The 22,169-nt window shown below is 49.0% G+C and carries 19 protein-coding genes; 11 read left to right on the forward strand and 8 right to left on the reverse strand.

Going from position 1 to position 22,169, the window contains the following annotated elements; all coding sequences use genetic code 11:
- Positions 1 to 109: 109 nt before the first annotated feature.
- The 4 genes from O3661_RS05970 to O3661_RS05985 all read left to right on the forward strand — a co-directional run bounded on the left by O3661_RS05970 (position 110) and on the right by O3661_RS05985 (position 5,862).
- Entirely contained in the window at positions 110 to 1,936 is a 1,827-nt protein-coding gene (locus tag O3661_RS05970; protein ID WP_371492639.1) for a hypothetical protein, read from the forward strand.
- A 97-nt stretch (positions 1,937 to 2,033) separates the two neighbouring features.
- Positions 2,034 to 3,749: a DUF4178 domain-containing protein gene (locus tag O3661_RS05975; RefSeq protein ID WP_371492640.1), complete on the forward strand. Its 1,716-nt coding sequence runs from the start codon at positions 2,034 to 2,036 to the stop codon at positions 3,747 to 3,749.
- Positions 3,750 to 3,814: 65 nt separating this feature from the next.
- Positions 3,815 to 5,425, forward strand: coding sequence for an NAD(P)-binding protein (locus tag O3661_RS05980; RefSeq protein WP_371492642.1), 1,611 nt, complete (start codon positions 3,815 to 3,817; stop codon positions 5,423 to 5,425).
- A gap of 68 nt (positions 5,426 to 5,493) precedes the next feature.
- A complete protein-coding gene (locus O3661_RS05985; protein WP_371492643.1) occupies positions 5,494 to 5,862 on the forward strand; it encodes a hypothetical protein in 369 nt (122 codons plus the stop codon).
- Positions 5,863 to 5,963: 101 nt separating this feature from the next.
- Here O3661_RS05985 and O3661_RS05990 read toward each other — a convergent pair whose 3' ends face one another.
- Positions 5,964 to 6,602 (reverse strand): bifunctional 4-hydroxy-2-oxoglutarate aldolase/2-dehydro-3-deoxy-phosphogluconate aldolase, encoded by a 639-nt coding sequence (locus tag O3661_RS05990; RefSeq protein WP_003745733.1) that lies wholly within the window; start codon positions 6,600 to 6,602, stop codon positions 5,964 to 5,966.
- 90 nt (positions 6,603 to 6,692) lie between these two features.
- A complete protein-coding gene (edd, locus tag O3661_RS05995) occupies positions 6,693 to 8,528 on the reverse strand; it encodes a phosphogluconate dehydratase (RefSeq protein ID WP_070826583.1) in 1,836 nt (611 codons plus the stop codon).
- Between the two features lie 481 nt (positions 8,529 to 9,009).
- Between edd and zwf the strand changes: the two genes are divergently transcribed.
- The 5 genes from zwf (at position 9,010) to pgi (ending at position 14,888) form a co-directional block, all read left to right on the forward strand.
- Positions 9,010 to 10,455: a glucose-6-phosphate dehydrogenase gene (zwf, locus tag O3661_RS06000; protein ID WP_371492644.1), complete on the forward strand. Its 1,446-nt coding sequence runs from the start codon at positions 9,010 to 9,012 to the stop codon at positions 10,453 to 10,455.
- 63 nt (positions 10,456 to 10,518) lie between these two features.
- A complete protein-coding gene (gene pgl, locus O3661_RS06005) occupies positions 10,519 to 11,214 on the forward strand; it encodes a 6-phosphogluconolactonase (RefSeq protein ID WP_371492645.1) in 696 nt (231 codons plus the stop codon).
- Entirely contained in the window at positions 11,195 to 12,175 is a 981-nt protein-coding gene (locus O3661_RS06010; RefSeq protein WP_039861966.1) for a glucokinase, read from the forward strand. Before pgl ends, O3661_RS06010 begins: the two co-directional genes overlap by 20 nt.
- 77 nt (positions 12,176 to 12,252) lie before the next feature.
- Positions 12,253 to 13,101: a DNA-binding transcriptional regulator HexR gene (hexR, locus tag O3661_RS06015; protein WP_004519348.1), complete on the forward strand. Its 849-nt coding sequence runs from the start codon at positions 12,253 to 12,255 to the stop codon at positions 13,099 to 13,101.
- Between the two features lie 143 nt (positions 13,102 to 13,244).
- Positions 13,245 to 14,888 carry a glucose-6-phosphate isomerase gene (pgi, locus tag O3661_RS06020; RefSeq protein ID WP_371492647.1) on the forward strand — a complete coding sequence of 548 codons (1,644 nt, stop codon included), beginning with the start codon at positions 13,245 to 13,247 and terminating at the stop codon, positions 14,886 to 14,888.
- Between the two features lie 51 nt (positions 14,889 to 14,939).
- Here the strand turns inward: pgi and O3661_RS06025 are convergent, their stop codons facing one another.
- The 4 genes from O3661_RS06025 to O3661_RS06040 form a co-directional block, all read right to left on the reverse strand.
- Positions 14,940 to 16,037 (reverse strand): NnrS family protein, encoded by a 1,098-nt coding sequence (locus O3661_RS06025; RefSeq protein ID WP_371492648.1) that lies wholly within the window; start codon positions 16,035 to 16,037, stop codon positions 14,940 to 14,942.
- A 283-nt stretch (positions 16,038 to 16,320) separates the two neighbouring features.
- Positions 16,321 to 16,935 (reverse strand): CadD family cadmium resistance transporter, encoded by a 615-nt coding sequence (locus O3661_RS06030; protein WP_003678684.1) that lies wholly within the window; start codon positions 16,933 to 16,935, stop codon positions 16,321 to 16,323.
- Between the two features lie 309 nt (positions 16,936 to 17,244).
- Positions 17,245 to 17,937 (reverse strand): ATP-binding cassette domain-containing protein, encoded by a 693-nt coding sequence (locus O3661_RS06035; RefSeq protein WP_199903546.1) that lies wholly within the window; start codon positions 17,935 to 17,937, stop codon positions 17,245 to 17,247.
- Entirely contained in the window at positions 17,937 to 18,734 is a 798-nt protein-coding gene (locus O3661_RS06040) for an ABC transporter permease subunit (protein ID WP_315113295.1), read from the reverse strand. The genes O3661_RS06035 and O3661_RS06040 overlap by 1 nt, the downstream gene beginning before the upstream one ends.
- Positions 18,735 to 18,902: 168 nt before the next feature.
- On the opposite strand from O3661_RS06040, the gene O3661_RS06045 reads away from it, so the two are divergent.
- Positions 18,903 to 19,115, forward strand: a complete 213-nt coding sequence (locus tag O3661_RS06045) for an excalibur calcium-binding domain-containing protein (RefSeq protein WP_371492649.1) — start codon at positions 18,903 to 18,905, stop codon at positions 19,113 to 19,115.
- Positions 19,051 to 19,566 carry a hypothetical protein gene (locus O3661_RS06050; RefSeq protein WP_371492653.1) on the forward strand — a complete coding sequence of 172 codons (516 nt, stop codon included), beginning with the start codon at positions 19,051 to 19,053 and terminating at the stop codon, positions 19,564 to 19,566. The genes O3661_RS06045 and O3661_RS06050 overlap by 65 nt, the downstream gene beginning before the upstream one ends.
- A 131-nt stretch (positions 19,567 to 19,697) precedes the next feature.
- On the opposite strand, the gene O3661_RS06055 is transcribed toward O3661_RS06050, so the two are convergent.
- Together O3661_RS06055 and O3661_RS06060 are read right to left on the reverse strand one after the other, a co-directional pair.
- The gene (locus tag O3661_RS06055) at positions 19,698 to 20,675 is read right to left on the reverse strand and encodes an ABC transporter substrate-binding protein (RefSeq protein WP_070461371.1); all 978 of its coding nucleotides are present in this window, start codon (positions 20,673 to 20,675) and stop codon (positions 19,698 to 19,700) included.
- Between the two features lie 57 nt (positions 20,676 to 20,732).
- A partial coding sequence (locus O3661_RS06060; protein WP_371492651.1) for a TonB-dependent receptor domain-containing protein occupies positions 20,733 to 22,169 on the reverse strand: 1,437 nt, incomplete at its 5' end.

The following is a 22,169-nucleotide window of genomic DNA, read 5'->3' on the forward strand; positions in this document are numbered from 1 at the left end:
GATTTAACGTATTCTTTATTAAAAGACAGGCCGTCTGAAAGCATATTCGATCCGTTTTCAGACGGCCTTATCTCACATTTTTAAAATATCCTGATTAAGGAAATCAGAAATGCATGTTCGTACTTCCATCATTTTTGCCTTATCCATGCTCACCTTAGGAGCATGTGTCAGTCATCATCCTTCGGTTTCTCATGCTTCAACGGTGAAAGACCGTGCATATTATTTCCAACATCTTGACGAAGCCCAAGCAAAAAAAGAGCAATGTTTGAAAGACAGAGTATTTGAAAAAGCAGGCGTTGATATGGAAAACAGCAGAGATCAACAAATGATTGCTGCATATCCCGATGACCTTTTAATGCTCAACCAAGATAATGCGGAATTATTTTCTTGTATCGCTGCGTGGACGGCTGCTAATTCCGCAGAACCATTACGCAAATGGCAGAGGGAAAATGAGGAAAGTGAAGCCACCAAGCAAAAATTTGAGGCACAGGTTATGCGGTTTAAAGCAGAACTAGAAAAGAAATACTCAGAAATAGATTGGAAAAATTTTTATCCTGCCGCACTCTATCAGGAATCTGTCCATTTCCTTTACACAGACAGCACATCAGAAGAATATGCAAAAAAAGAAGCCATTGAACGTATCTTTATCGATAAAGCGAAACAGGTTATAGCAGAATCAGAAGCGAACAATATTGAAACGCTGACCCAAAAGATGTCGCAAACCTGCAAGGAGGATACTTGGGACTATATTCCTTCATGTAAAGTCTATTATCATGTTTTAAAAGAAAAACTCTCGAAAAAAACACTATCCGAATTAGTGGAGATAGAAAAACAGTATAACGACGGCGAGCATATGCCTGTTCCTATTTTATTTGAAGCTTATCGTTTTACCCTTGGATCTGCTTTGGAGAAAATAAATCGAGAATTAATGTCAGACTACGGTAAACTCGATTCCGAATATAGGCAGTGTGTAAAAAAAATCGGAGAAAAAGTCTCGGTTACCCAAATGGACAGCTTTGAAGAAAATTTCGAGCCGGAGTTTTATCTCGGTTTTTATCCCGAATGTGCCGTTACCGATAACATTATGAAACAATTGGAGTTTCCTCTGGATTTAAATGTCGCGGTTGAAAGCAAAATTTTCCACAAAATAGTCAAACAAAGCCAGGAAGAAAACGAGAAATTTCTCATCGATGAAGAGCTATCAGGAATAGCATGGCGGAAGCAGCTGGAAGAATCGCCTGAAGTCTTACAAACCAAAAAAAGCTTGGCTCAAAAATATGCCCAAACACCTTGGCAAAATTTTAGGAGCACTATAAAACAAGACTATCCAGATATCGAAAGTGACTTCTCGGGTACGGAAGAAGAACAGAAGCAGAAAAAGATAATTTCTACTGCCCTGAGGTTAATCTTGATTGAAAAAATACAGCCTGAAATGGACAAGTTAGAGAAAAAAAGTATAGATGAATTACTTACTGAACTACGAGCTCGTTGTAAAGAAGGAGAAGGAATAGATTGGCTAAGCGATACTCAGTGTATTCTGTATTACCGTACCTTCTTAAAAAAAATTCAGGGTCAAACTTTAGAAGAGCTATTAGCTTCAAAAGATAAATATGAAGAGGGGCCTTCCTTGGTTAAGTTTTCCTATAAGTTAGTATTAGAAGGGAAAGAGGTGAAACGATCCTTCGAACTGATAAAAAATGATGACAAACGCGAAGCAGCATACTGGCAATGTATCAAAAACATCAGCAAAACCATAAAGAAATCAGGCATTCTAGAAACTAACGATGCCGAGTCGATTATCTTGAACGAACCTGGTTGCAAACAGGTGTACTATGTCATGAGCAATATGAACGAAGAAAAACGGTTCACATATTTTGCCGACACGCTGCTTAACAAGAAACGTTTCAAAGAAGCTCCGAAAGTTCAACAAGATTGATGTAAACATTTCATTAAGAGGCCGTCTGAAGTCTTGCATATGCTGTTTTCAGACGGTCTTAAACCTTGTTCTGCTTAAACTGAAATATTAACGTTATATGGAAAAAACGCCTTTTTTTAAAACCGATTGTCCAAGCTGTGGTGCGCCTGTTGAGGCGTATTCCGCTACTGCCGTGACGCTGGTGTGTGGCCATTGTCACAGTATGCTGGTAGTTAGAAAAGGAAAGAAAAAAAGCGGGAGCATTGTCTCATATTCGGAGCGGGATTCTGCGCTCTTGGAGGATTTCAGTCCGTTGCAAATCGGTACGAGAGGTGTTTTTGCGCATCGGAATTTTACGCTGATCGGAAGATTGCAGGTGCATTACGATGTCGGCGTATGGAACGAATGGTATGCTTTGTTCGATGATGGTCTGACCGGTTGGCTGTCTGAAGTTGGTGATTTATATGCTATGACCTGTGAGGCTTCAGGCAAGGCAAAAGGGTTGCCGACAACTTTTGAGTCAGTTCGCCTTGGGCAGAGCTCTTTCGAGTTGGACGGTAAAACTTTTGTCGTTTCAGACGCACGCACCATCCATTACCGCAATACTGATGCACAAGGAGAGTTACCGTTTAACCTGACCGCAAAAAAGGCGACAGGTAAGGTTTGTGATTTTCGTTGTGGCAAGCTGTTTCTGACCATAGATTTTACAGTATCGCCACTCACCATTTATCTTGGCCGCGTTGTCAGTTTGAATAGCCTGAGGCTGGAAAACTTACGCAGCGATGATGAGATTCAGGCAAGTGCAGGTCGTCTGAAAGGAGAAATTCACGCCGAAGCCTGCCCTAATTGTGGCTCATCGGTTCATTGGCCAAGTGGCGTAACTTCTTTTCTTCTTTGTTCCTCTTGCGGCAGCAGTCTGAATACGACGAAAGATACTGTCGAATTGATGAAGGAAAATACAGCACGGCAGGAACAGCAGAACTTGTTTACGCTGAATATTGGCACAGTAGGCCGTCTGAACGATACGGAATATCGGGTGATTGGCGCCGTACAATATGCCGAAATCCCTTTCGGCAGTATTACCCGTAACTATGTTGTCAAGGAAGAGCGGTTTGGGAAGTGGACGGAATACCTGCTTTACAATACACAGCAGGGCTTTGCTTGGCTGGTAGAATCGGGAAATAGCTGGCGGTTTTCGGAAACTTTGCAAGCATGGCCGGAGTTTGATGTCAACGGCAACCCTATCGATGAGGAGGTGGTTGATCGTTACGGCGGGCGGGTTGAAACAGCAGCGGGAGCGTTTTATTGGTGTGTCAAAAGCGGGGATTTGATTGACTATACCGAATACCGTTCAGCAACAGATTATTCTGACAATTCCAGATTGTGTGCCGAACAGGGCAAGGATGAAACGGTTTGGAGCAGAAGCAAACCTATTCCTTACAGCCAAATGAGAAAGGCATTCGACCTGCCGCGTGATTCGGTAGGTGCGTTTGGCTTATGGCTGACAAACGAAGAGAGGCGTCCTGAAGATCGTGATGACAGAATCCGTGCTTTTGCTACGTTGATTCTCATCGTTATCAATCTTCCGGCGTGGTTGTCTCCGGATTTGTTGAGCTTTGAAGGCATTGGGGTTAGTTTGTTTGCATTGGTGTGGATATGGATAGCGGAGAGATTTAAAGATGACGACGATTACGAAGAAGAGAGGGGGGTTATGATACTTGGCTTCTTCTTTATGATTTTTATTGCTACCTTATTCAACTATGTTAGCGTAGATGAAGGTGATTCGTCTTATTCGGGCAGCGGCTACAGTGGTTATTCTGGTGGACATAAATAGTACGAGGTGCACTCAAACTAAAGCAACCGCTATCTCATTTTTTTCAGACGACCTATTTCAAAAACATGCTAACTCGCCGTCAATTTCTCAGTTATACCGCCGCGCTTGGCGCTGCTTCTGCTTTTTCTTGGCAGACTTACAAATACCTCAACCGCAAACCGCCGGTTTCTATTAACCGTGTTGGCTTGCCGTTAGGGCATTTGTTGCGCGACGGAGAATTGTTACAAGCGCCGGCTCGTCGTTATGGATGCAATACCTTGATACTTGGTGGCGGTGCAGCTGGTTTGGGGGCATTGTGGTATTTGGCGAAGCATAATCACTGCGATGTATTGTTGGCAGAAGGGTTTGAACGCAATGGCAACAATGCTGCCTATACGTCTTCAGACGGCCTGAAAGCGCCGAGTGGCGCGCATTATTTGGCTTTGCCGTCGAAAGAAAGCGTGTATGTGCGCGAGATGTTGGCGGATTTCGGGATTTTGCAGCCGGACGGCAGCTTTAGGGAAACCGATTTGGTCTATGCGCCCGAATCACGCCTCTTATATCAGGATAAATGGGTGGAACATTTATTGCCGAAAGAAGATGCGGATTCCAAACGGTTTTTTGATTTGATAGGCCGTATGAAACAGGCTTACGGAGATGACGGTAAGAAAATTTTTGCCATTCCGATTGCGTTGTCATCGGTAGATGAGACATGGCGCAAACTTGATGATTTAACGTTCAAACAATGGCTTGAGCAAGAAGGTTACCACTCGCCCGAACTTTTATGGTATCTCGATTATTGTTGCCGCGACGATTACGGACAGGGCATAGCGCAAGTATCCGCCTTTGCCGGACTGCATTATTTTGCCGCCCGCAACAGCGCGGAAACCGTCCTCACTTGGCCCGAAGGTTTGGCACATCTTTCCGAAAACCTGCGCCGTCATGCCGATTTGCACGAAGGCTGGCAATGGCCGTCTGAAAACCGTATCCGTTTGGAGAAACCTGCTTCGGTTAATGCTTCTGCTGTCAAAGTTAAACCGCTTTCAGACGGCCGGATTGAAGTGTGGCTGCGTGATAATGCAAAAGGGGAAACCGTTGCCGTCACCGCGCAATACGTTATCTCCGCTATGCCGCTGATGGTTGCCGCCCGCATTATTGAATCTCCCGAACAATTTGGTCTGGACATCTCCGAATACGCGCCATGGCTGGTTTCCAATTTTGAACTGCACAGTTTCCCGAAAGAAAAAAACAACAGCGAACTTGCGTGGGACAATGTGGTTTACGGCAGCCAAGGGTTGGGCTATGTTGTTGCGACCAATCAGCTTATTCGGGTTGCCCGTCCTGAACGCACGATTTTTACTGCCTACGCCGCGCTCAATCACGATACGCCACAAGCCGTCCGCCGCCAGCTGCTTGAAGCAAGCGATGAAGAGCTGCTCCAGCTTGCCGCCCAAGATCTGCTTACCGCTTACGGCGAAGGCTTTTGGCGGCACGTTTCCCATGTTGACATTACCGTGCGCGGGCATGGCATGAGCGTGCCGAAGCCCGGCTATTTAAGCGATGAGGCTTTATTAAAAATCAGAAATCGAAATACTGGATTATTGTTTGCACACAGTGACTTAAGCAGTTATTCGGTATTTGAAGAGGCTTTATATTGGGGTGTGGAAGCGGCACGGAAAGTGTTGGAAAAAGGATAATTAGAATGAGGAGGATATTCGGCTAAATTTCTGTTTACATTCAAATTTCAATTTTAAAAGGAAACTATATGAAATATTTGAGTTTTTCTCTGATTGTTGCCTTAGGGTTAGGGAGCGCGGCATTTGCCTCTGCTGAAAAAATGCTGCCTCTGAACGAAACAGGCTGCATTGACCAACCCTTACAGGTTAAACGTGGCCAAGTGTATGGTTTTAATAGTTCGGCAGATGCCGGTTTAGTGCTTTCATTCGCGCCTGTTAGTCCCGGTGTCGTTGTGAAAGACCCGAAAGGCAAACGGATTGCTTTGGAAGTAGGGGCTGATGGTGATACGCCTGAAAACCGCTTCAGCTTTGCCGAAATTGATCAGAAAGGACGTTACACTATCCGCTTCCCGAGGACAGGTAAGATTGAATCTTTGTGTGTTAATGCCGCCAGTTAGGATAAATATTAAGCCGAATAATGCTTGATTTGTATGCTTGCAGTAAAAAAAGGCCGTCTGAAATCATATTCAGACGGCCTTTTTTTAACCTTATAACCTGATTAGGCTTTTGGTTTTAAAGCGGCAGCTTCGCGAGCCAGACGGGTGATGGTATCCCAGTCTTTGTTTTTGATGGCTTCTTTTGGAGTCAACCATGAGCCGCCGACGCACAAGACATTAGGCAGTGCCAAGTACTCGGGTGCAGTTGCCAGGCTGATGCCGCCGGTTGGGCAGAAGCGAACATCGGCGTAAGGGCCGTACAGGGCTTTGAGCATGGCTTTGCCGCCAACGACTTCGGCAGGGAAGAGTTTGAGGGTGTCGATGCCGTGTTCCAAAGCCAGTTGGACTTCGCCCGGAGTGGCAACGCCGGGAATCAGGGGGATGCCGCTGTTGTGGCTGGCTTTGGCGAGGGATTCGTGCAAACCAGGGCTGATGGCGAAAACCGCGCCTGCGTCTTCGACGGCTTTGAGCTGTTCGGGATTGGTTACCGTACCCGCGCCGACGATGGCGTTGGGTACTTCTTTGGCAATCAGGCGGATGGCGTCGAGGCCGACAGGGGTGCGCAGGGTGATTTCGAGGGTGGGGATGCCGCCTTCGACAAGTGCATGGGACAAATCGACGGCGGTGCTCAAGTCGTCAATCGCCATCACAGGCACAACTGCGCCGGCGGTCAGGATTTCGCGTGGGGTCAGTTTGGACATTTTAGGTCTCCGTTGGGGACTGTATCGTAATAGGTTCGTTAACATGGTTTCAGACGGCCTGATTGTTTTAAAAGGCCGTCTGAAAAGGGTTTAGGCAAATTCGCCGCCGAAGCTCATGGCACCGGTTTCTGCGCTGCTGGTCATACTGCGGAAGTTGGCGAAAAGTTCGCGGCCACAACCTTGTTGGTTCGCGCTCAAATCGATACGTTCGACTTCGCGGGCGTTCCATTCGGCTTCGTTGATCAGGACGTTGAGTTCGCCGCTAACGGAGTCGAAGCGGATCAGGTCGCCGGTACGGATTTTGGCGATGTTGCCGCCCATCAAGGCTTCGGGCGTCATGTGGATGGAGGCTGGAACTTTGCCGGACGCGCCGGACATACGGCCGTCGGTCAGCAGCGCCACTTTAAAGCCGCGGTCTTGCAGGATGCCCAAAGGCGGGGTCAGTTTGTGCAACTCGGGCATACCGTTGGCACGCGGGCCTTGGTAGCGGACGACGCAGACAAAATCGCGTTCCAACTCGCCGCGCTCAAACGCAGCCAATACTTCGCGTTGGTCGTTGAATACGATGGCGGGCGCTTCGATGATGCGGCAGCCTTCGCGCACGGCGGACACTTTAATCACGCCGCGTCCGATGTTGCCTTTCATCAGGCGCAGGCCGCCGTCCGGGGAGAACGGGTTGTCGGCTTTGCGCAGGATGTCGTCGTTGCCGCTGGTTTCGGGGGCTTCGCGCCATTCGAGTTTGCCGTCGATGAGGAAAGGCTCTTTGGTGTAGTGGCGCATGCCGTGTCCGACGACGGTATCGACATCGTCGTGCAACAGGCCTGCGTCCAGCAATTCGCGGATAACAAAAGGCAGGCCGCCTGCTGCGGTAAAGTGGTTCACGTCGGCTTTGCCGTTGGGGTACACGCGGATGAGCAGCGGGATGATGGAGGAAATTTCGTCAAAGTCGTCCCAGTTCAAAATCACGCCTGCGGCACGCGCCATGGCGACGAGGTGCATGGTGTGGTTGGTCGAGCCGCCGGTTGCCATCAGGCCGATCAGGGCGTTAATGAAGGATTTCTCGGTCAACATTTCGCCCAATGGTTTGATGGTGCCGTTTTTGATGCCGCGTGCAAGATGTCCGGCTGCGTAGCGGGTCAGGGCTTCGCGCAGGTCGGTGTATGGGTGGACGAAGGCGGCGGCAGGCAGGTGCACGCCCATCATTTCCATCATCATTTGGTTGGAGTTGGCGGTACCGTAGAAGGTACAAGTACCCGGGCTGTGGTAAGAGCCCATTTCGCTTTCAAGCAAGGCATCACGGCCGACTTTGCCTTCGGCGAAAAGCTGGCGGGTACGGGCTTTTTCTTTATTGCCGATACCGCTGGACATCGGGCCTGCCGGAACGAAGATGCCCGGAATATGGCCGAAAGACAAAGCGCCGATCATCAGGCCGGGAACGATTTTGTCGCATACGCCCATAAACAGGCTGCCGTCAAACATTTGATGCGACAGACCGATGGCGGTACTCATGGCAATCACGTCACGGGAAAACAGCGACAATTCCATGCCGGCGTAGCCTTGGGTGATGCCGTCGCACATGGCGGGCGTGCCGCCGGCGACTTGGGCAGTCGCGCCGTTTTTTTGTGCTTCGTCTTTGATTTGGTCAGGGAAGTCTTTAAACGGCTGGTGTGCGGAAACCATGTCGTTGTAGGCAGTGATGATGCCTAAGTTGGGGACGGTTTCCTGAAGCATTTCGATTTTGATGCTTTTAGGCATGGCGGCATAGCCGTGAGCCAAATTGCTGCAGCCGAGTTGGTTGCGCTCTAAGCGTCCCATCTGTTTGGCGCTGCGGATTTTCGCCAGATATTTTTCACGCGTCGGGCGGCTGCGCTCGATGATGCGCTCGGTAATCTCGGCGAGTTTAGGGTGAATAGGAGTGGGGTTCATGTGCTGTCTCCTGGCAAAACGATATGATAGGGATTTTGTTTGCGCGTTTCTGATTTTTGTATTGGGTATGTTTCAGACGGCCTTGAGCTGTGGGAACGAATAATAAGGGCCGTCTGAATATTTGAAGATTTCTCTTCGAAGCGTCCGCATATTATAGTACAAAATCTGTAATTTTGTTACAAAATAATTTGCTAAATGTAAGAAATTTGATTTAAATCGAGGTATGGTCAATTCGTAAAAGGATGGGCTGCAAAAGTCATCAAACTTTTATGTTAAATCAAACAATTTGTAAAAATGAGAATAGACAAAATGTGTAGCCATGTGTAGTATTACTACTCATTAGCCCGCTTGTTTGAAATTTTGGTGCAGGCGATTGGTTTTTTACTGCTTATTGCTTAAAGGCTTTTGATTCTAATCGATTTTTATAGATGATGACAGTCCAAAAGTTTTGAAGCAAGCTTCCTCAACGAGAGATGAAACAATGAGTACACAGACAAATTTTGATTTGGTGTTATTTGGCGCGACCGGCGATTTGGCAATGCGTAAACTTTTGCCTTGCCTGTATCAGGCGCATGTAGCCGGTTTGCTTCATCCCGAAGGTCGTATTTTGGGCGTAAGCCGCAGCGAATTGGATACCGCCGGCTTTTTGGCTAAAGTGGAAACGAATTCTAAAATCCATGTCAAACAAAACTTCTCAGATGAAGCGTGGGCATCGTTTATCCGACGTCTTGAGTATTTGAAAGTCGATGTGACAAAGAAAGACGACTTCATTGCTTTGGGCGACTTGGTAAAAGCGCGCAAGAATACTGAAAATGTCGTGATCTACCTCTCAACTGCGCCGAAATTCTTTGCGCAAGCCTGTGAAAACCTTGCCGAAATCGGTTTGAATGCCGATAACGTACGCGTGGTTTTGGAAAAACCGTTGGGTACGGACTTGGCCTCTTCCCAACAAATCAATACAGATGTGGCCCGTTATTTCAAAGAAGAGCAAATCTACCGTATCGACCATTATTTAGGTAAAGAAAGCCTGCAAAACCTGCTGGCCTTGCGTTTTGCCAATGTGATGTTCGAGCCTTTGTGGAACAATAAATACATTGAAAGTGTACAGCTGACCATCGCCGAACAGTTGGGCGTGGAAGAACGCGGCGAGTTTTACGACATTACAGGCGCATTGCGCGACATGGTGCAAAACCACTTGATGCAAATGCTTTGTATGACTGCGATGGAAGCACCGGCGAGCTTGGATGCCGATGCCGTACGCGACGAGAAAGTGAAAGTCATCAAATCGCTGAAACCGCTGACCATCGAATCCGTCAACGAAAATGTTATTCGCGGCCAATATGTTGCAGCAAACGGCATGAACGGCTATCTGGAAGAAGTTGATGTACCGAAAGGCAGTTTCACTGAAACCTATGTCGCCATCAAAGCCGAAATCGAAAACGAGCGTTGGAAAGGCGTACCTTTCTACCTGCGTACCGGCAAACGCATGGCAGGCAAAGTGGCGGAAATCGTGTTGAACTTCCGTCCGCTGCAAAACCATATTTTTGACAACAGCCAACCTGCGCCGAATCGTTTGGTTATTGAACTACAACCGACCGAATCCGTCCGCCTTTACACTCAAGTAAAAACCCCGGGTGCAGGCAACAAAGTCGAAGTGACATCGATTGGCGTGGACTTGGGCACAGCCGTAGAGGGTCGCCGTGCCGAGGCTTATGAGCGCCTGCTGCTGGATGTGATTAACGGCAAACTCGCTTTGTTCAACCGTCGTGACGAACTTGAAGCCGCTTGGGAATATGTGATGCCGATTTTGGAAAACTGGGCGAACAATACAACGCCTCCGCATGCTTACGAAGCCCATTCTTGGGGCCCTGAAGCTGCGCGCGTGCTGTTGGCCCGTGACGGCAACAAGTGGCACGAAGAGCAATAATATTTCTTTCAGACGGCCTTGTTTTCCAACAAAAGGCCGTCTGAAACCATGAAAGGACGAAACATGTTTGTTTGGCACGAACAAGAAAACGCTGCAACTGCCGCTCAAGCTTTGGCTGATGCCGTTGCCGCCGCATTGCAAGCCACGCTGAATGAGAAAGGCCATGCAGTTTTGGCCGTTTCCGGCGGTCGTTCGCCGATTGCGTTTTTCGAGGCTTTGTCGCAAAAAGATTTAAATTGGCAAAATGTCGGCATTACTTTGGTGGACGAGCGTATCGTTCCGACCACGCATGCCGACAGCAATACAGGCTTGGTACGCGAATATCTGCTCAAAAATAACGCGGCCGTTGCCACATGGATTCCTGTTGTTGAAGACGGAAAGTCTGAAACTGAATTACAACCTGAAGTTGTCGTTGCTTACGCATTGAAACATTACAAGCAACCTGACGTGCTGGTGTTGGGCATGGGTTCAGACGGGCATACGGCGTCGTTGTTCCCTCAAGCGCCTCAATTACAGGCCGCAATCAATGAAGCCAATGACCCGACATTGATTCATACTACGCCAGTTACCGCGCCGCATGAGCGTGTGAGCATGACTTTGGGTGCGATTGCCAAAACGCCGAATGTGTTTTTGGCTATTCAAGGCGCAGAGAAAAAAGCAGTATTTGATAAAGCCGCCGCAAGGGCCGATACCGAATATCCGACCAGCCTGATTCTCAATCACCAAGGAATTAACTGCCATGTCTACTATGCACACTGAAGCTTATCCTCGTTTGGTTGCCGATATCGGCGGTACGAATGCCCGTTTTGCACTTGAAACTGCACCACAGGTCATTGAAAAGGCTGAAGTCTTGCCTTGCCAGGATTACGACACCATTGTCGATGCCGCCAAAACTTATTTGGAACGCGCAGGCAGTCCGAAAGTCTTGCACGCCGCCTTTGCGATTGCCAATCCGATTTTGGGCGACTGGGTGCAGATGACCAACCACCACTGGGCATTCTCCATCGAAACCACCCGCCAGGCTTTGGGTTTTGAAACGTTGATTCTGTTGAACGACTTTACCGCCCAGGCTTTGGCGGTAACAAAAACCGATAAGAAAGACTTGATACAAATCGGCGGTCAAAAGCCCATCGAATTTGCGCCTAAAGCCGTTATCGGTCCGGGGACCGGTTTGGGTGTCAGCGGTTTGGTGCACAGCGCTGCCGGCTGGGTAGCGTTGGCAGGCGAGGGCGGCCATACCAGCTTCCCGCCGTTTGACGATATGGAAGTATTGATTTGGCAATACGCTAAAAACAAATACGGCCATGTTTCTGCCGAGCGTTTCTTGAGCGGCGCAGGTTTGAGCCTGATTTACGAAGCATTGGCCAAACGCGACAACATCAAACAATGCCGTCTGAAGCCTTCTGAAATCACCGATAAGACATTGAGCGGAACATCGCCGATTTGCCGTCAGACTTTGGATATTTTCTGCGCCATGCTGGGTACGGTTGCTTCCAATTTGGCTTTGTCATTGGGTGCGCGCGGCGGCGTGTATTTGTGCGGCGGGATTATCCCGCGCGTGTTGGATTACTTTAAAACATCCCCGTTCCGCAGCCGCTTTGAAAATAAAGGCCGCTTTGAGGCTTATCTTGCCGCCATTCCCGTGTATGTCGTATTGAGCGAGTTTCCGGGCATCGTCGGCGCGGCGGTCGCATTAGACAATCATTTAAATAACGTTTAAACACACAAACGGCGGTGCAGGGCAGGGTGCGAAAATGTGCCTTGTCCTGAACGTCAAAGAATCAAAGGGTAGAGTATATGTTAAGCAAAATCAGCGAATCATTGTCCAATCTCTCCGGTGCGGAACGCAAAGTTGCCGAATCTGCGCTGGCCGAGCCGAAATGGTTCGTTCATGCCGCTGTGGCGGAAATCGCCGAGCGTGCATCCGTCAGTCAGCCGACTGTAATCCGTTTCTGCCGCAGCTTGGGTTACAAAGGCTTGCCTGAGTTCAAACTCGCTTTGTCTGCCAGCATCGGCCACGAAGGCATGCCTTACGTTCATGAAGAATTAAACGCCGATGACAACATGGGCAGCGTGGTCGAAAAAGTATTGGGCAATGCCGCAGCCTCCCTTTTGGGCGAGCGCCGCTTCCTGAAAGAATCCGAGCTTGAAAACGCGATTGCCATTCTGATGCACGCGCGACGCGTTGAGTTTTATGGTGTCGGCAACTCCGGCATCGTTGCCCAAGATGCGCAACACAAATTCTTCCGCTTCGGTATGTCCACCGTTGCCTATGTCGATACGCATACCCAGCTGATGGCGGCTTCCGTATTGACTGAGCAGGATGTGTTGGTGGCGATTTCCAATACCGGCTCATCTATCGAATTGTTGGATGCGGCCAGTATCGCCAAAGAAAACGGCGCAGCCGTTATCGCGCTGACTCGCAATGATTCGCCGTTGGCTCAAATGGCCGACTGCGTATTGAGCATTGCCACTCAGGAAAATGCCGAGCTTTATACGCCTATGGTGTCCCGCCTTCTGCAGTTGGCCGTTATCGACATTCTTGCCATCGGTTTGGCCTTGCGTTTGGGCGACACTGCCAGCACGCAACTGCAAAAAAGTAAAAAAAGCATACATAACAAGCACATCGAATACGATAAAGATTGATTCTTCACTGACATTTTCAGACGACCTCGTTCCATATCAAGGCCGTCTGAAACCTCAAAAAACGGAAACCACCCCGTTCCCGTTTCAGACGACCTCACGGCCGTTTTCTCAACAAAACTGTCCACTATCCAGGAGAGCATCCGATGAAACACCTTCACGATTTACCAGCTTGGTCAAAATTATGGATACATTTTGACGAAACCAAAGAACAACACATGCGCGAAATGTTCGAGCAAGACCCCGAACGTGCCGAGCGCTACTGGCTGCAGGTTGGCGGCCTGACTTTGGATTATTCTAAAAACCGTATCAACGACGAAACCATGTCGCTTTTGTTCGAGTTGGCGCGTGAAGCAGGCGTGCCGGAGCGGATGCAGCAAATGTTCCACGGCGAAAAAATCAATACGACAGAAAACCGCGCCGTACTCCACGTTGCCCTGCGCAACCGCACCAATGCCCCCATTGTTGTGGATGGTGAGGATGTGATGCCTAAAGTCAACCATGTCCTGCAACGCATGGGCGAGTTCGCGCATGAAGTCCGCAGCGGCAGCTGGTTGGGCTATACCAATCAAGTCATTACCGACGTCGTCAACATCGGTATCGGCGGCTCCGACCTCGGCCCTCTGATGATGTGTACTGCGCTCAAGCCTTTCGGTCATCCGCGCCTGAACATGCACTTCGTCTCCAACGTGGACGGCTCCCAACTGCGCGACGTATTGTCCAAAGCCCACCCTGAAACCACGCTGTTCATCATTGCTTCCAAAACCTTTACCACCCAAGAAACCCTGACCAACGCCCTGACCGCGCGTAAATGGTTCTTGGATCATGCAGGCGATGAAAGCGCCGTGGCCAAACACTTCGTTGCCGTATCGACCAACCAAAAAGCCGTTGCCGAATTCGGTATCGATACCGCCAATATGTTTGAATTTTGGGACTGGGTCGGCGGACGATACAGCCTGTGGTCGGCCATCGGCCTGCCGATTATGCTGTATCTCGGCGAAGAAAACTTCATCGAAATGCTCAACGGCGCACACCTGATGGATCAACACTTCATCAATACGCCGCTAGAGCGCAACATGCCCGTCATCCTCGCCCTTATCGGCATCTGGTACATCAACTACTACGGCGGTGGCAGCCACGTTATCGCGCCTTACGACCAACATCTCCACCGCCTGCCCAAATTCATCCAGCAGCTCGATATGGAGAGCAACGGCAAACAAGTTACCCTTGACGGCAAACCGGTCGGTTACGAAACTTCCCCGATTATTTGGGGCGAAACCGGTATCAACGGCCAGCACGCATTCTTCCAACTGCTGCACCAAGGTACGCACATCACGCCGATTGACCTGATTGCCTCTCTTGAAAAACGCAGCAATTTGCAAGGCCATCACGAAATCCTGTTGGCAAACGTTTTTGCCCAAGCCGAAGCCTTTATGCGTGGCAAAACGCCTGACGAAGTACGCGCCGAGCTTCAAGCCCAAGGCATGGACGAAGCGCGTATCGAAGAACTGGTTCCACACAAAACCTTCTCTGGCAACCGTCCAACCAACCTCATCCTCATGGACAAAATCAACCCGCGCAATATGGGTAGCCTGATTGCCATGTACGAACACAAAACCTTCGTCCAAGGCATTATTTGGGGCATCAACAGCTTTGACCAATGGGGCGTAGAACTCGGCAAACAACTGGCCAAAACCATTCTTGCCGAATTGACCGGCGAGACCGAAGTGCAAAAACACGACAGCTCCACTACACGCCTGATTAATCTTTATTTGAACGCCAACAAATAAAGCATTTATTTAAAGCTAAGGCCGTCTGAAATTTTCAGACGGCCTTTTGTTTTATTCCGGATCATCCGTAAACGCATTTTCCCGAAATATCAGTACAAATGTGAAAAGATACAGTACGAACACGTCGATAGTCAGAATCGCAGGAACGGTGATGAAGAAAATAGGGTTCACGTTCATTAAGAAAGCGCGCGAGACGGCAGCCATAAAGAGAAGTGGGACGGCAATGCGGCAGAGCTTGGGGTAGTCGAGTTTGGTAAAGCCGCTGTGCCACAGACCGGCGGTCAGCCACACCATCATCACGCCGCCCATCATGCCGCCGAGGGTAATCAGGTGTAATGGAGCGGAGGAGGGCAGATTTTGCAGTTTCGCCGCACCTGTCCACAGATAGCCGGCTGCGGCAAAGAGTTGGAGCAAGTAATAAGTGCGGACGTAGTGTTTGCGCATGAGTTCGTGATGGTGAAGCTCACGCAGCTTGGCAAGCAGGATAAAGCCGACGGCGAGCGCAGTAAAACCGGCGGTTTGCGCAGGCAGCCAAAGTTCGGCGGCGGCGTGCAGCAGCAGGAAAGTAATGGCGATGTTTTTATAAACGATATTTGGAATAAAAACAGGGTCTTTCAGACGGCATTCTTTAAGGGCTTCCGCTCCTAAAAGAATGCTGACGCGGACGGATACAAACATGACCGCCGCCATGTTCAGATGTACTTGCGCGCGAAGTAAGTTCAAATCGCCGCTGACGGCATAGGCCGTCTGAAAAATAGTAAATGCGGCAAGCAGCATCAAGAGGGCGAAGTTGTCAGTGTTGCGGTCGAGCCAAATCAGCCAGGCGCAGAACAGCAGCAATACCAGCCAATAGGCGGCGACGAAAAACGAGGCGGTTTGCGGAGAAAAGGGCAGTATGGCGGATGCGGCGAGCAACAATGCCACCAAGACGGTGGCAACGGGTTTCAGACGACCTTTATAGCCCGTCCATTCGAGCATGGCGGCAGTCAGAAAACCGCCGTATGCCGCAGGCAGCATAAGTTCTAAGAAGATTTGGCGGTGCAAAATGACGGCACCGGGGCTGATGAAAAACACCAACGCGCCGAGTATGGCAAGCACCGCCGCACCGACGAAAAACGGCCGCATGGGGTGGGTGAAAAACTTATTCATGGTTTGGCTTGATTCTGCATGAAGATGCTTTCGGATATAGATTTATTGGGAGGACAGGGCCGTATCTTTTGCCAAAGAGGCAAGCCTGCGGCTTGCTTGCCCTCTCCCTAGCCCTCTCCCACGGGGAGAGGGAATTGGGCTGTCGAGCCTGAACATTTTCAGGTTTACCTGCCATCTAATTCCCAATCCTGCACTCTTTGATTTTCAGCAACTTGATTCCCTCTCCCCGTGGGAGAGGGCAACGAACCGCAAGGTTTGTCAGATACTCAAATGCCCGTATCATTCATATTATTGATATTATTGTTTGAATTGTATTGTTTTCAATAATAATAAATAATCCTAAACCAATATAAATAACAGCCATTATCCAACGACTAAACTTCTCTACAATTTCACCAACACCTGCAATATTAGCCAATCTTTGTGCTGTATATACTAAAACAAAAATCAATATTAAAAATACAAGAAGAGTAACTAATAAGTCGACAAGATCTAAAGTCACAAAGTAAGGAACAAAAAGTCCAATATTATCTGCACCACAGCTAGCAACTGTAACCAAAGCAACAATACCGACTAATTTTGACAACCCTTTTTCATCCAATTCTTTTTTAGCTCTTTTTTCGCCCTCACAATCGTCGTAAATAGCAACTTTAATACCTAAGTAAATCGGTATTAAACCTAATAAACCCAACACCCATTTTTCCGGAACATAATGCAAAACAAAAGCTAGAAATAAACTAACTAATATTAAAATTACAGAACCTAAATATTGTCCGATATAAATATCTCGATATTCTTTTCTAGTATTTGCTCTAGCAAAAAATATTAATAGTATTACCAACAAATCTACTGCTGTAGCAATATATAAAACAGCAGCAGTAATCACAGTCGAAAACATAAAGCACCTCATAATGAATCCCCTGCCCCCTTGGCACCACGGCTTTTTCAAAAACCGAATCGCGTTCGGATAACAGATTCGTATCTTTCGCTAAAGAGGCAAGCCTGCGGCTTGCTTACCCTCTCCCTAGCCATCTCCCACGGGGAGAGGGAATTGGGCTGTCGAGCCTGAACATTTTCAGGTTTACCTGACATCTGATTCCCAATTCTACGGCTCTCTGATTTTGAGAAACCTGATCCCCTTTCCCCGTGGGAGAGGGTTAGGGAGAGGGCAACGAACCGCAAGGTTTGTCAGAAATTTAAATTCCTATCACTCATAATAATGAATCCCCTGAAACTCTCTTGCCACCACGGCTTCTTCAAAAGCCGAATCGCGTTCGGACAGCGGCGTAGGCAGGGTAATCACGTTTTGCACGTTCATGCCCTTAGTGGAAAGCAGCATGATTTCATGGCTCAGGCGTGCGGCTTCGAAGCGGTCGTGCGTTACCAGCATACACGCCATGCCCTGCCGCTCGATTTTTTCCACCAGCATGGCGACTAAAATATCGCGCAAATCGCGGTCCAAACCGACGAACGGCTCGTCCAGCAAGGCAAGGTCGCAGCCGCACAGCAGCAGGCGCAAAAATGCTACCCGTTTCGCCATGCCGCCGGACAATTCGGTCGGATATTTGTTCAAATCGCCCGCAGTCAGCCCGACTTTCGCCGCCAGCGCGATGATTTCGCCTTCATCGGGTTTGTCCATAAAAATAGCGATATTCTGCATCGCGGTCAAGTTTCCCGGCAGGCGGTTTTCCTGAAACAGAAAACCCGTTTTGCGGAAAGTATTGCGTATCGTGCCCGATTTCGGCGTTTCCAAGCCCGCAATCAGCCGCAAAACTGTCGTCTTGCCGCAGCCGCTCGGCCCGAACAAGGCTTTCACTTCGCCATGTTGCAGGTTCAAACTGAAATCGCGCACGATGGGGTCGCGGAGAATTTCAAAACGCACGTTTTCAAGGCTGAGCATCATCTCCTCCACGGCATAAACAAAATTTCCAAAGGCTTGGTAATCAGGTATTCAAACAGCGACACAAACACGATAACCAACACCACATAAGCCATTACCGTCGAAGTCTCCAGCATCGCCCTTGCGTCTGCAATCCGCGCGCCCACGCCTTCGCTCGCGCCCAAGAGTTCCGCCATGATCACCACCTTCACCCCCATCGCCACCGCCACGCCGATGCTGGAAATCACATAGCCCGTCAGATGCGGGATATACAGATAGCGGATTTTTTTCAGACGGCCTAATTTATAAGCGTCAAACAACTCCTCATGCTGCTTGTTCACGCTCGCCATTCCGACCGCCGCACTCGCAAACGTCAGCGGCGCAACCAACACAATGATGGTAAACAACACGCTCGGATTGCCGAAACCGAACCAAAACAGAGCCATCACCACCCAAATAATCGGCGGCATCGCCAACAAAATCGTAATTACAGGTTTAAGCAACGCCATCGCCGTCTTAAAACTGCCCGCCACCAGCCCCGCCGCCAATCCCGCCGCCAGCGCAACAGAAATCCCCACCACCGACCGCCACAGCGAAATCCCGATTTCGTTTTCCTGAAAATGTTTCAATAAATCCAAAGACTTTTGAAACACCTCCACCGGCGCAGGCAGCATAAACTCACCGAACACGGCACTGCCCCACGCCCACAACGCCACCACCACCATCGCCACGCTCAGACCGGCAAAGCCGCTCCAAAGGTAGTCGATGATGTAAAACAGCGCAGGCTGCGGTTTGCGGATTTTATCGGTTTTAATCATGGTTTGAGTGTTGGTTTTTTATTGTAGGGGACATTTTTGCACATTATTCTTTAGTTTTATGATTAGTGTTTTTTAAAAGAAATTGCAATTTTTTAGTTGGTTATGTAAAGGATTTAATGGTAAAATATGAAAATTGCAACCAGTTAATTATAAAGGAGTTTTGCTATTATGTTGAGGTATGTTTTATTCATTACTTTGGGTTTGACTTCGTTTAATGCATTTGCAGGGCGTGTCACATGTTCTTCTTTCTCTACACAAGCGGAAGCACAAGCATATTATATTAAATATAATGCCTATTGGTTAGATCGTGACCGAGATGGAGAAGCTTGCGAATGTTTATATGGTGGAAGTAAGTACGGCTCCAAAAGTTGTAGACATTAATATGAGAAAGATTGCTTTATTAGGTTTTGTTTTACTGATGATTATTTCTGCGTGTGGCAAAAATGATCATCAGCAAAGACAACGGTATTATCTTGAAACCGATGAAATTTCTGAATCCGATGAAATTTCTGAATCCAATGAGAACCCTGATGCTATTGATGCAGCTAATATTCTAAATAAATTACCTGAATCTAATAATTATCATACAGATACACAGTATAAATATGAATACCGAACTGGTTATTCAGGAGATTATACCTATAACTATGATATGGAGGATACTAGCGATAGTAGTATTACGGCTAATTGTACAATGTCAGGTAAATATGGTAGTTGTGAAATTGAGGATGGTAATGGTGATACACTTGTAGGGGAAGCTGAATGGGTAAGTTACGATCTTATGCAAGTAACAGATGAAAATGGGGCCGTATACGAAATGGAAACCCAATGATCTACTTTAATGCCTATACGGTTATTTTTCGTATAGGCATTTTATATTTTAACAAGTATAAGTTCGGTATCAGACCGCTTAATAGTTATTTTAGGTTTACAACCTCTTATGGGGTTCAGACGGCCTTTTGATTAAGCCAAGAAGAACCCGTTATCCGGCAGCTTGCCGCCCAAGAGTTTCGGGTTGAACTGCATCAGGATTTCGTAAAACTTCAAAATCTCGTTCTTCACTTCACTGCCTTTGGTTACCGTCAGCCGCGCACCGTCCAAGCCCATGACTAGGGCGGGTTCGGGGGCGGGGAGGTAGTTTTTGCCGATTTTCGCGGCGCTTTGGCGGTTGGCAAGTATCCAGTTGAGCGCGTTTTTCAAATCCTGATGGAAGATGTCGAACTGTGCCTTGTGTGCGTGGAAATATTCTTCGTTGGCGATGATGCCCGCCATCGGAATCAGCGGTTTGGTGTCAAAAGCCTGTCCCCATGCTTTCACCAAGTCAAATCCGCGCACGACGTTTACGCCCATGGTTTTGCCTTTAAGTAGGCTGGCGGTTGCCATCGGTTCGGGCAGGATGGCGGCGTGGTAGTCCTTGCTCAAAAATAGGCCGACTGCTTCGGGCGGCGTGGCGGTGTAGGTGATGCCGACTTTGTGTGTGTCGATTTTCAGTTTTTTCAGCAAGGCTTGCAGCACGATGTCGGGCATATCATTTTTAAACGGTACGAGGATTTTTTTGCCGACCAAATCCTGCGGCGAGACAATCGCGCTGCCTTTGCACATCAGCTGCGTGATGCCGTTGGTCAAAATATTGACCATGCCGACTTTCTGTCCTTGGTTGCGCAGGTTCACGCCGACATTGCTCGGACTCATCATCACTTTAAATTGTCCGCTCGCTACGCCCGCTCGCAGTTGGTCGGGCGAACGCCAGATTTTCAGCGATACGTCCGCCTGTTTCGCCAGCTTGCCTTGCAACGCCGCTACGGCAATGGTAACGCTGGGCATTGCCGGTGCGCCGTACACGGTAAATTGCTCTTTACCGGCAGCAAGCAGAGAAGGCGAAACGCCTGCGGCTGCCAGCGCGGCGGTCATTTTTAAGAAATCGCGTCTTTTCATATCCATTTTTTATCTCCTAATTCTTAATAAGCCAGTGTAGGCATTCTTTCAGACGGCCTGATTTTAAAACGCCGCGTGCAAACTCAACCAATATGTCCTGCCCGGTGCATACACCACGCTGGGCGACAGGGCGAGGACGTGGTCGCCGCTGATGTGTTCGGCGTATTTTTTGTTGAACACGTTGTTTACGCCTAAGCGCAAGCCGTATTTGTCTTTGAAGTTTACGCCTGCGTACACGTCGGCAACGGTAAAGCCTTTGGTGGCTTCGCGTTTGTCTATGCCCAGACCGCTTGCCGCGTCAAAATCGCCGCGCGTTTGTTTGGCGACAAAGCGTGTTGCTGCGCCGATGTTGTAGCTGCCGTGGGCAAAGTAGTTTTTGTAGTCGGCTTGGACGGCGGCTTCAAATGGACGAATTTGATAGAGCGGCCTGCCGTCGGTTTCGTTGTGTCCGTAGTTGTAGGCGGCTTTGATGCCTGCCGCCCAATGCGGATTGAAGTTGTAACGCGCGTAGGCCTGCACGGTAAATAATCGCGCGTCCACGTTGCGTGTGATGATGCCGCTGCCTTTGGAAGCCGTGCCGCTTTGTCCGTGTGCGCGGTCAAAAATAATCAGGTCTTTGACTTTGTCCGCCACAAGTGTGCCGCCCACGTTCCAGCCTGCACCTGCCAACGAGTTCATATAGCCGTTGTAGTAGTCGTTGCGGCTGTCGGCGGTGAGCTTGATGCGGTTGTGTTTTTCGGTTTTCAGCAGGGGATTGCCTGCGATGGCGGCGGCTGGGTTTTGGTTCATCAGCATGCCGTTCATACGGTTTTGCACGATGGCGGCAAGCGAGTTGAAGCGTTCGGTGTTGTCGCCGATGCGTTCTAAGTGAGCAAGGGAAACGCCGTATTTTTGCGTTTCAGACGGCGTAAAATCGTATTTGAGTTCACCTGAAAAGGCATGACGGCGCACTTTGCCGTTGAAGTCGTAGCCGTAATGGGTTTTCCAGATTTGCTGCGATGAGGCGAAGGCAAGGTTGCGGTTCATCGGATGGGCGGGTTGCGCCGTATTTTTGCGTACGTCCGCTTTGTTGATTTCGTAGCTCAAACCCAAGCCCAGTTTGTGTCGGTCGTCAAACTTGTAAGACAAGGTATCGGCAATGCGCCAGCGGTCGAGGTGTACATCGGCGAAACGGTAGCCGTTGAGGAAATCGCGCATGGCGGTGTGGGCGTTGCGCTCGCCGTTTTGGCTGTCGTTGCGGTAGCTGACGGCGGCGGTGTTGTGGAATTTGCCGAAGTTCGCATCGTGTTTGAGCGAGAAGTCGTACACTTTGCGGTCAAGCTCTACGAATACTTGCTGCGGCGTATTGTTTTGGCGCAGGGAGTAATTGTCGGCATGGCGTTTGAGTTTGATGATGCCTGCTTCCGCGCTGACCGTATTGCTCAAATCGGCATTGCCCCAACGCGCGTTGAGTTTGGCGATGTGGCGTTCGGTATCCAATGCGTCGTTGACGAACTGCGG

This window comes from Neisseria sp. 20925_1_37 (genome assembly GCF_041433255.1).
GTDB classification, from domain to species: domain Bacteria; phylum Pseudomonadota; class Gammaproteobacteria; order Burkholderiales; family Neisseriaceae; genus Neisseria; species Neisseria flavescens_D.

Bases quoted from the DNA above. Each gene is read 5' to 3' on its own strand.
- O3661_RS06030 (WP_003678684.1), bottom strand. From the start codon at position 16,935: ATGTTTTCGACTGTGATTACTGCTGCTGTTTTATATATTGCTACAGCA.
- O3661_RS06055 (WP_070461371.1), bottom strand. From the start codon at position 20,675: ATGGATATGAAAAGACGCGATTTCTTAAAAATGACCGCCGCGCTGGCA.
- hexR (WP_004519348.1), top strand. From the start codon at position 12,253: ATGTTAAGCAAAATCAGCGAATCATTGTCCAATCTCTCCGGTGCGGAA.
- O3661_RS05985 (WP_371492643.1), top strand. From the start codon at position 5,494: ATGAAATATTTGAGTTTTTCTCTGATTGTTGCCTTAGGGTTAGGGAGC.
- O3661_RS06010 (WP_039861966.1), top strand. From the start codon at position 11,195: ATGTCTACTATGCACACTGAAGCTTATCCTCGTTTGGTTGCCGATATC.
- O3661_RS06050 (WP_371492653.1), top strand. From the start codon at position 19,051: ATGGAGAAGCTTGCGAATGTTTATATGGTGGAAGTAAGTACGGCTCCA.
- O3661_RS06025 (WP_371492648.1), bottom strand. From the start codon at position 16,037: ATGAATAAGTTTTTCACCCACCCCATGCGGCCGTTTTTCGTCGGTGCG.
- O3661_RS06035 (WP_199903546.1), bottom strand. From the start codon at position 17,937: ATGCTCAGCCTTGAAAACGTGCGTTTTGAAATTCTCCGCGACCCCATC.
- O3661_RS05975 (WP_371492640.1), top strand. From the start codon at position 2,034: ATGGAAAAAACGCCTTTTTTTAAAACCGATTGTCCAAGCTGTGGTGCG.
- pgi (WP_371492647.1), top strand. From the start codon at position 13,245: ATGAAACACCTTCACGATTTACCAGCTTGGTCAAAATTATGGATACAT.
- zwf (WP_371492644.1), top strand. From the start codon at position 9,010: ATGAGTACACAGACAAATTTTGATTTGGTGTTATTTGGCGCGACCGGC.
- O3661_RS05970 (WP_371492639.1), top strand. From the start codon at position 110: ATGCATGTTCGTACTTCCATCATTTTTGCCTTATCCATGCTCACCTTA.
- edd (WP_070826583.1), bottom strand. From the start codon at position 8,528: ATGAACCCCACTCCTATTCACCCTAAACTCGCCGAGATTACCGAGCGC.
- pgl (WP_371492645.1), top strand. From the start codon at position 10,519: ATGTTTGTTTGGCACGAACAAGAAAACGCTGCAACTGCCGCTCAAGCT.
- O3661_RS06040 (WP_315113295.1), bottom strand. From the start codon at position 18,734: ATGATTAAAACCGATAAAATCCGCAAACCGCAGCCTGCGCTGTTTTAC.
- O3661_RS06045 (WP_371492649.1), top strand. From the start codon at position 18,903: ATGTTGAGGTATGTTTTATTCATTACTTTGGGTTTGACTTCGTTTAAT.
- O3661_RS05980 (WP_371492642.1), top strand. From the start codon at position 3,815: ATGCTAACTCGCCGTCAATTTCTCAGTTATACCGCCGCGCTTGGCGCT.
- O3661_RS05990 (WP_003745733.1), bottom strand. From the start codon at position 6,602: ATGTCCAAACTGACCCCACGCGAAATCCTGACCGCCGGCGCAGTTGTG.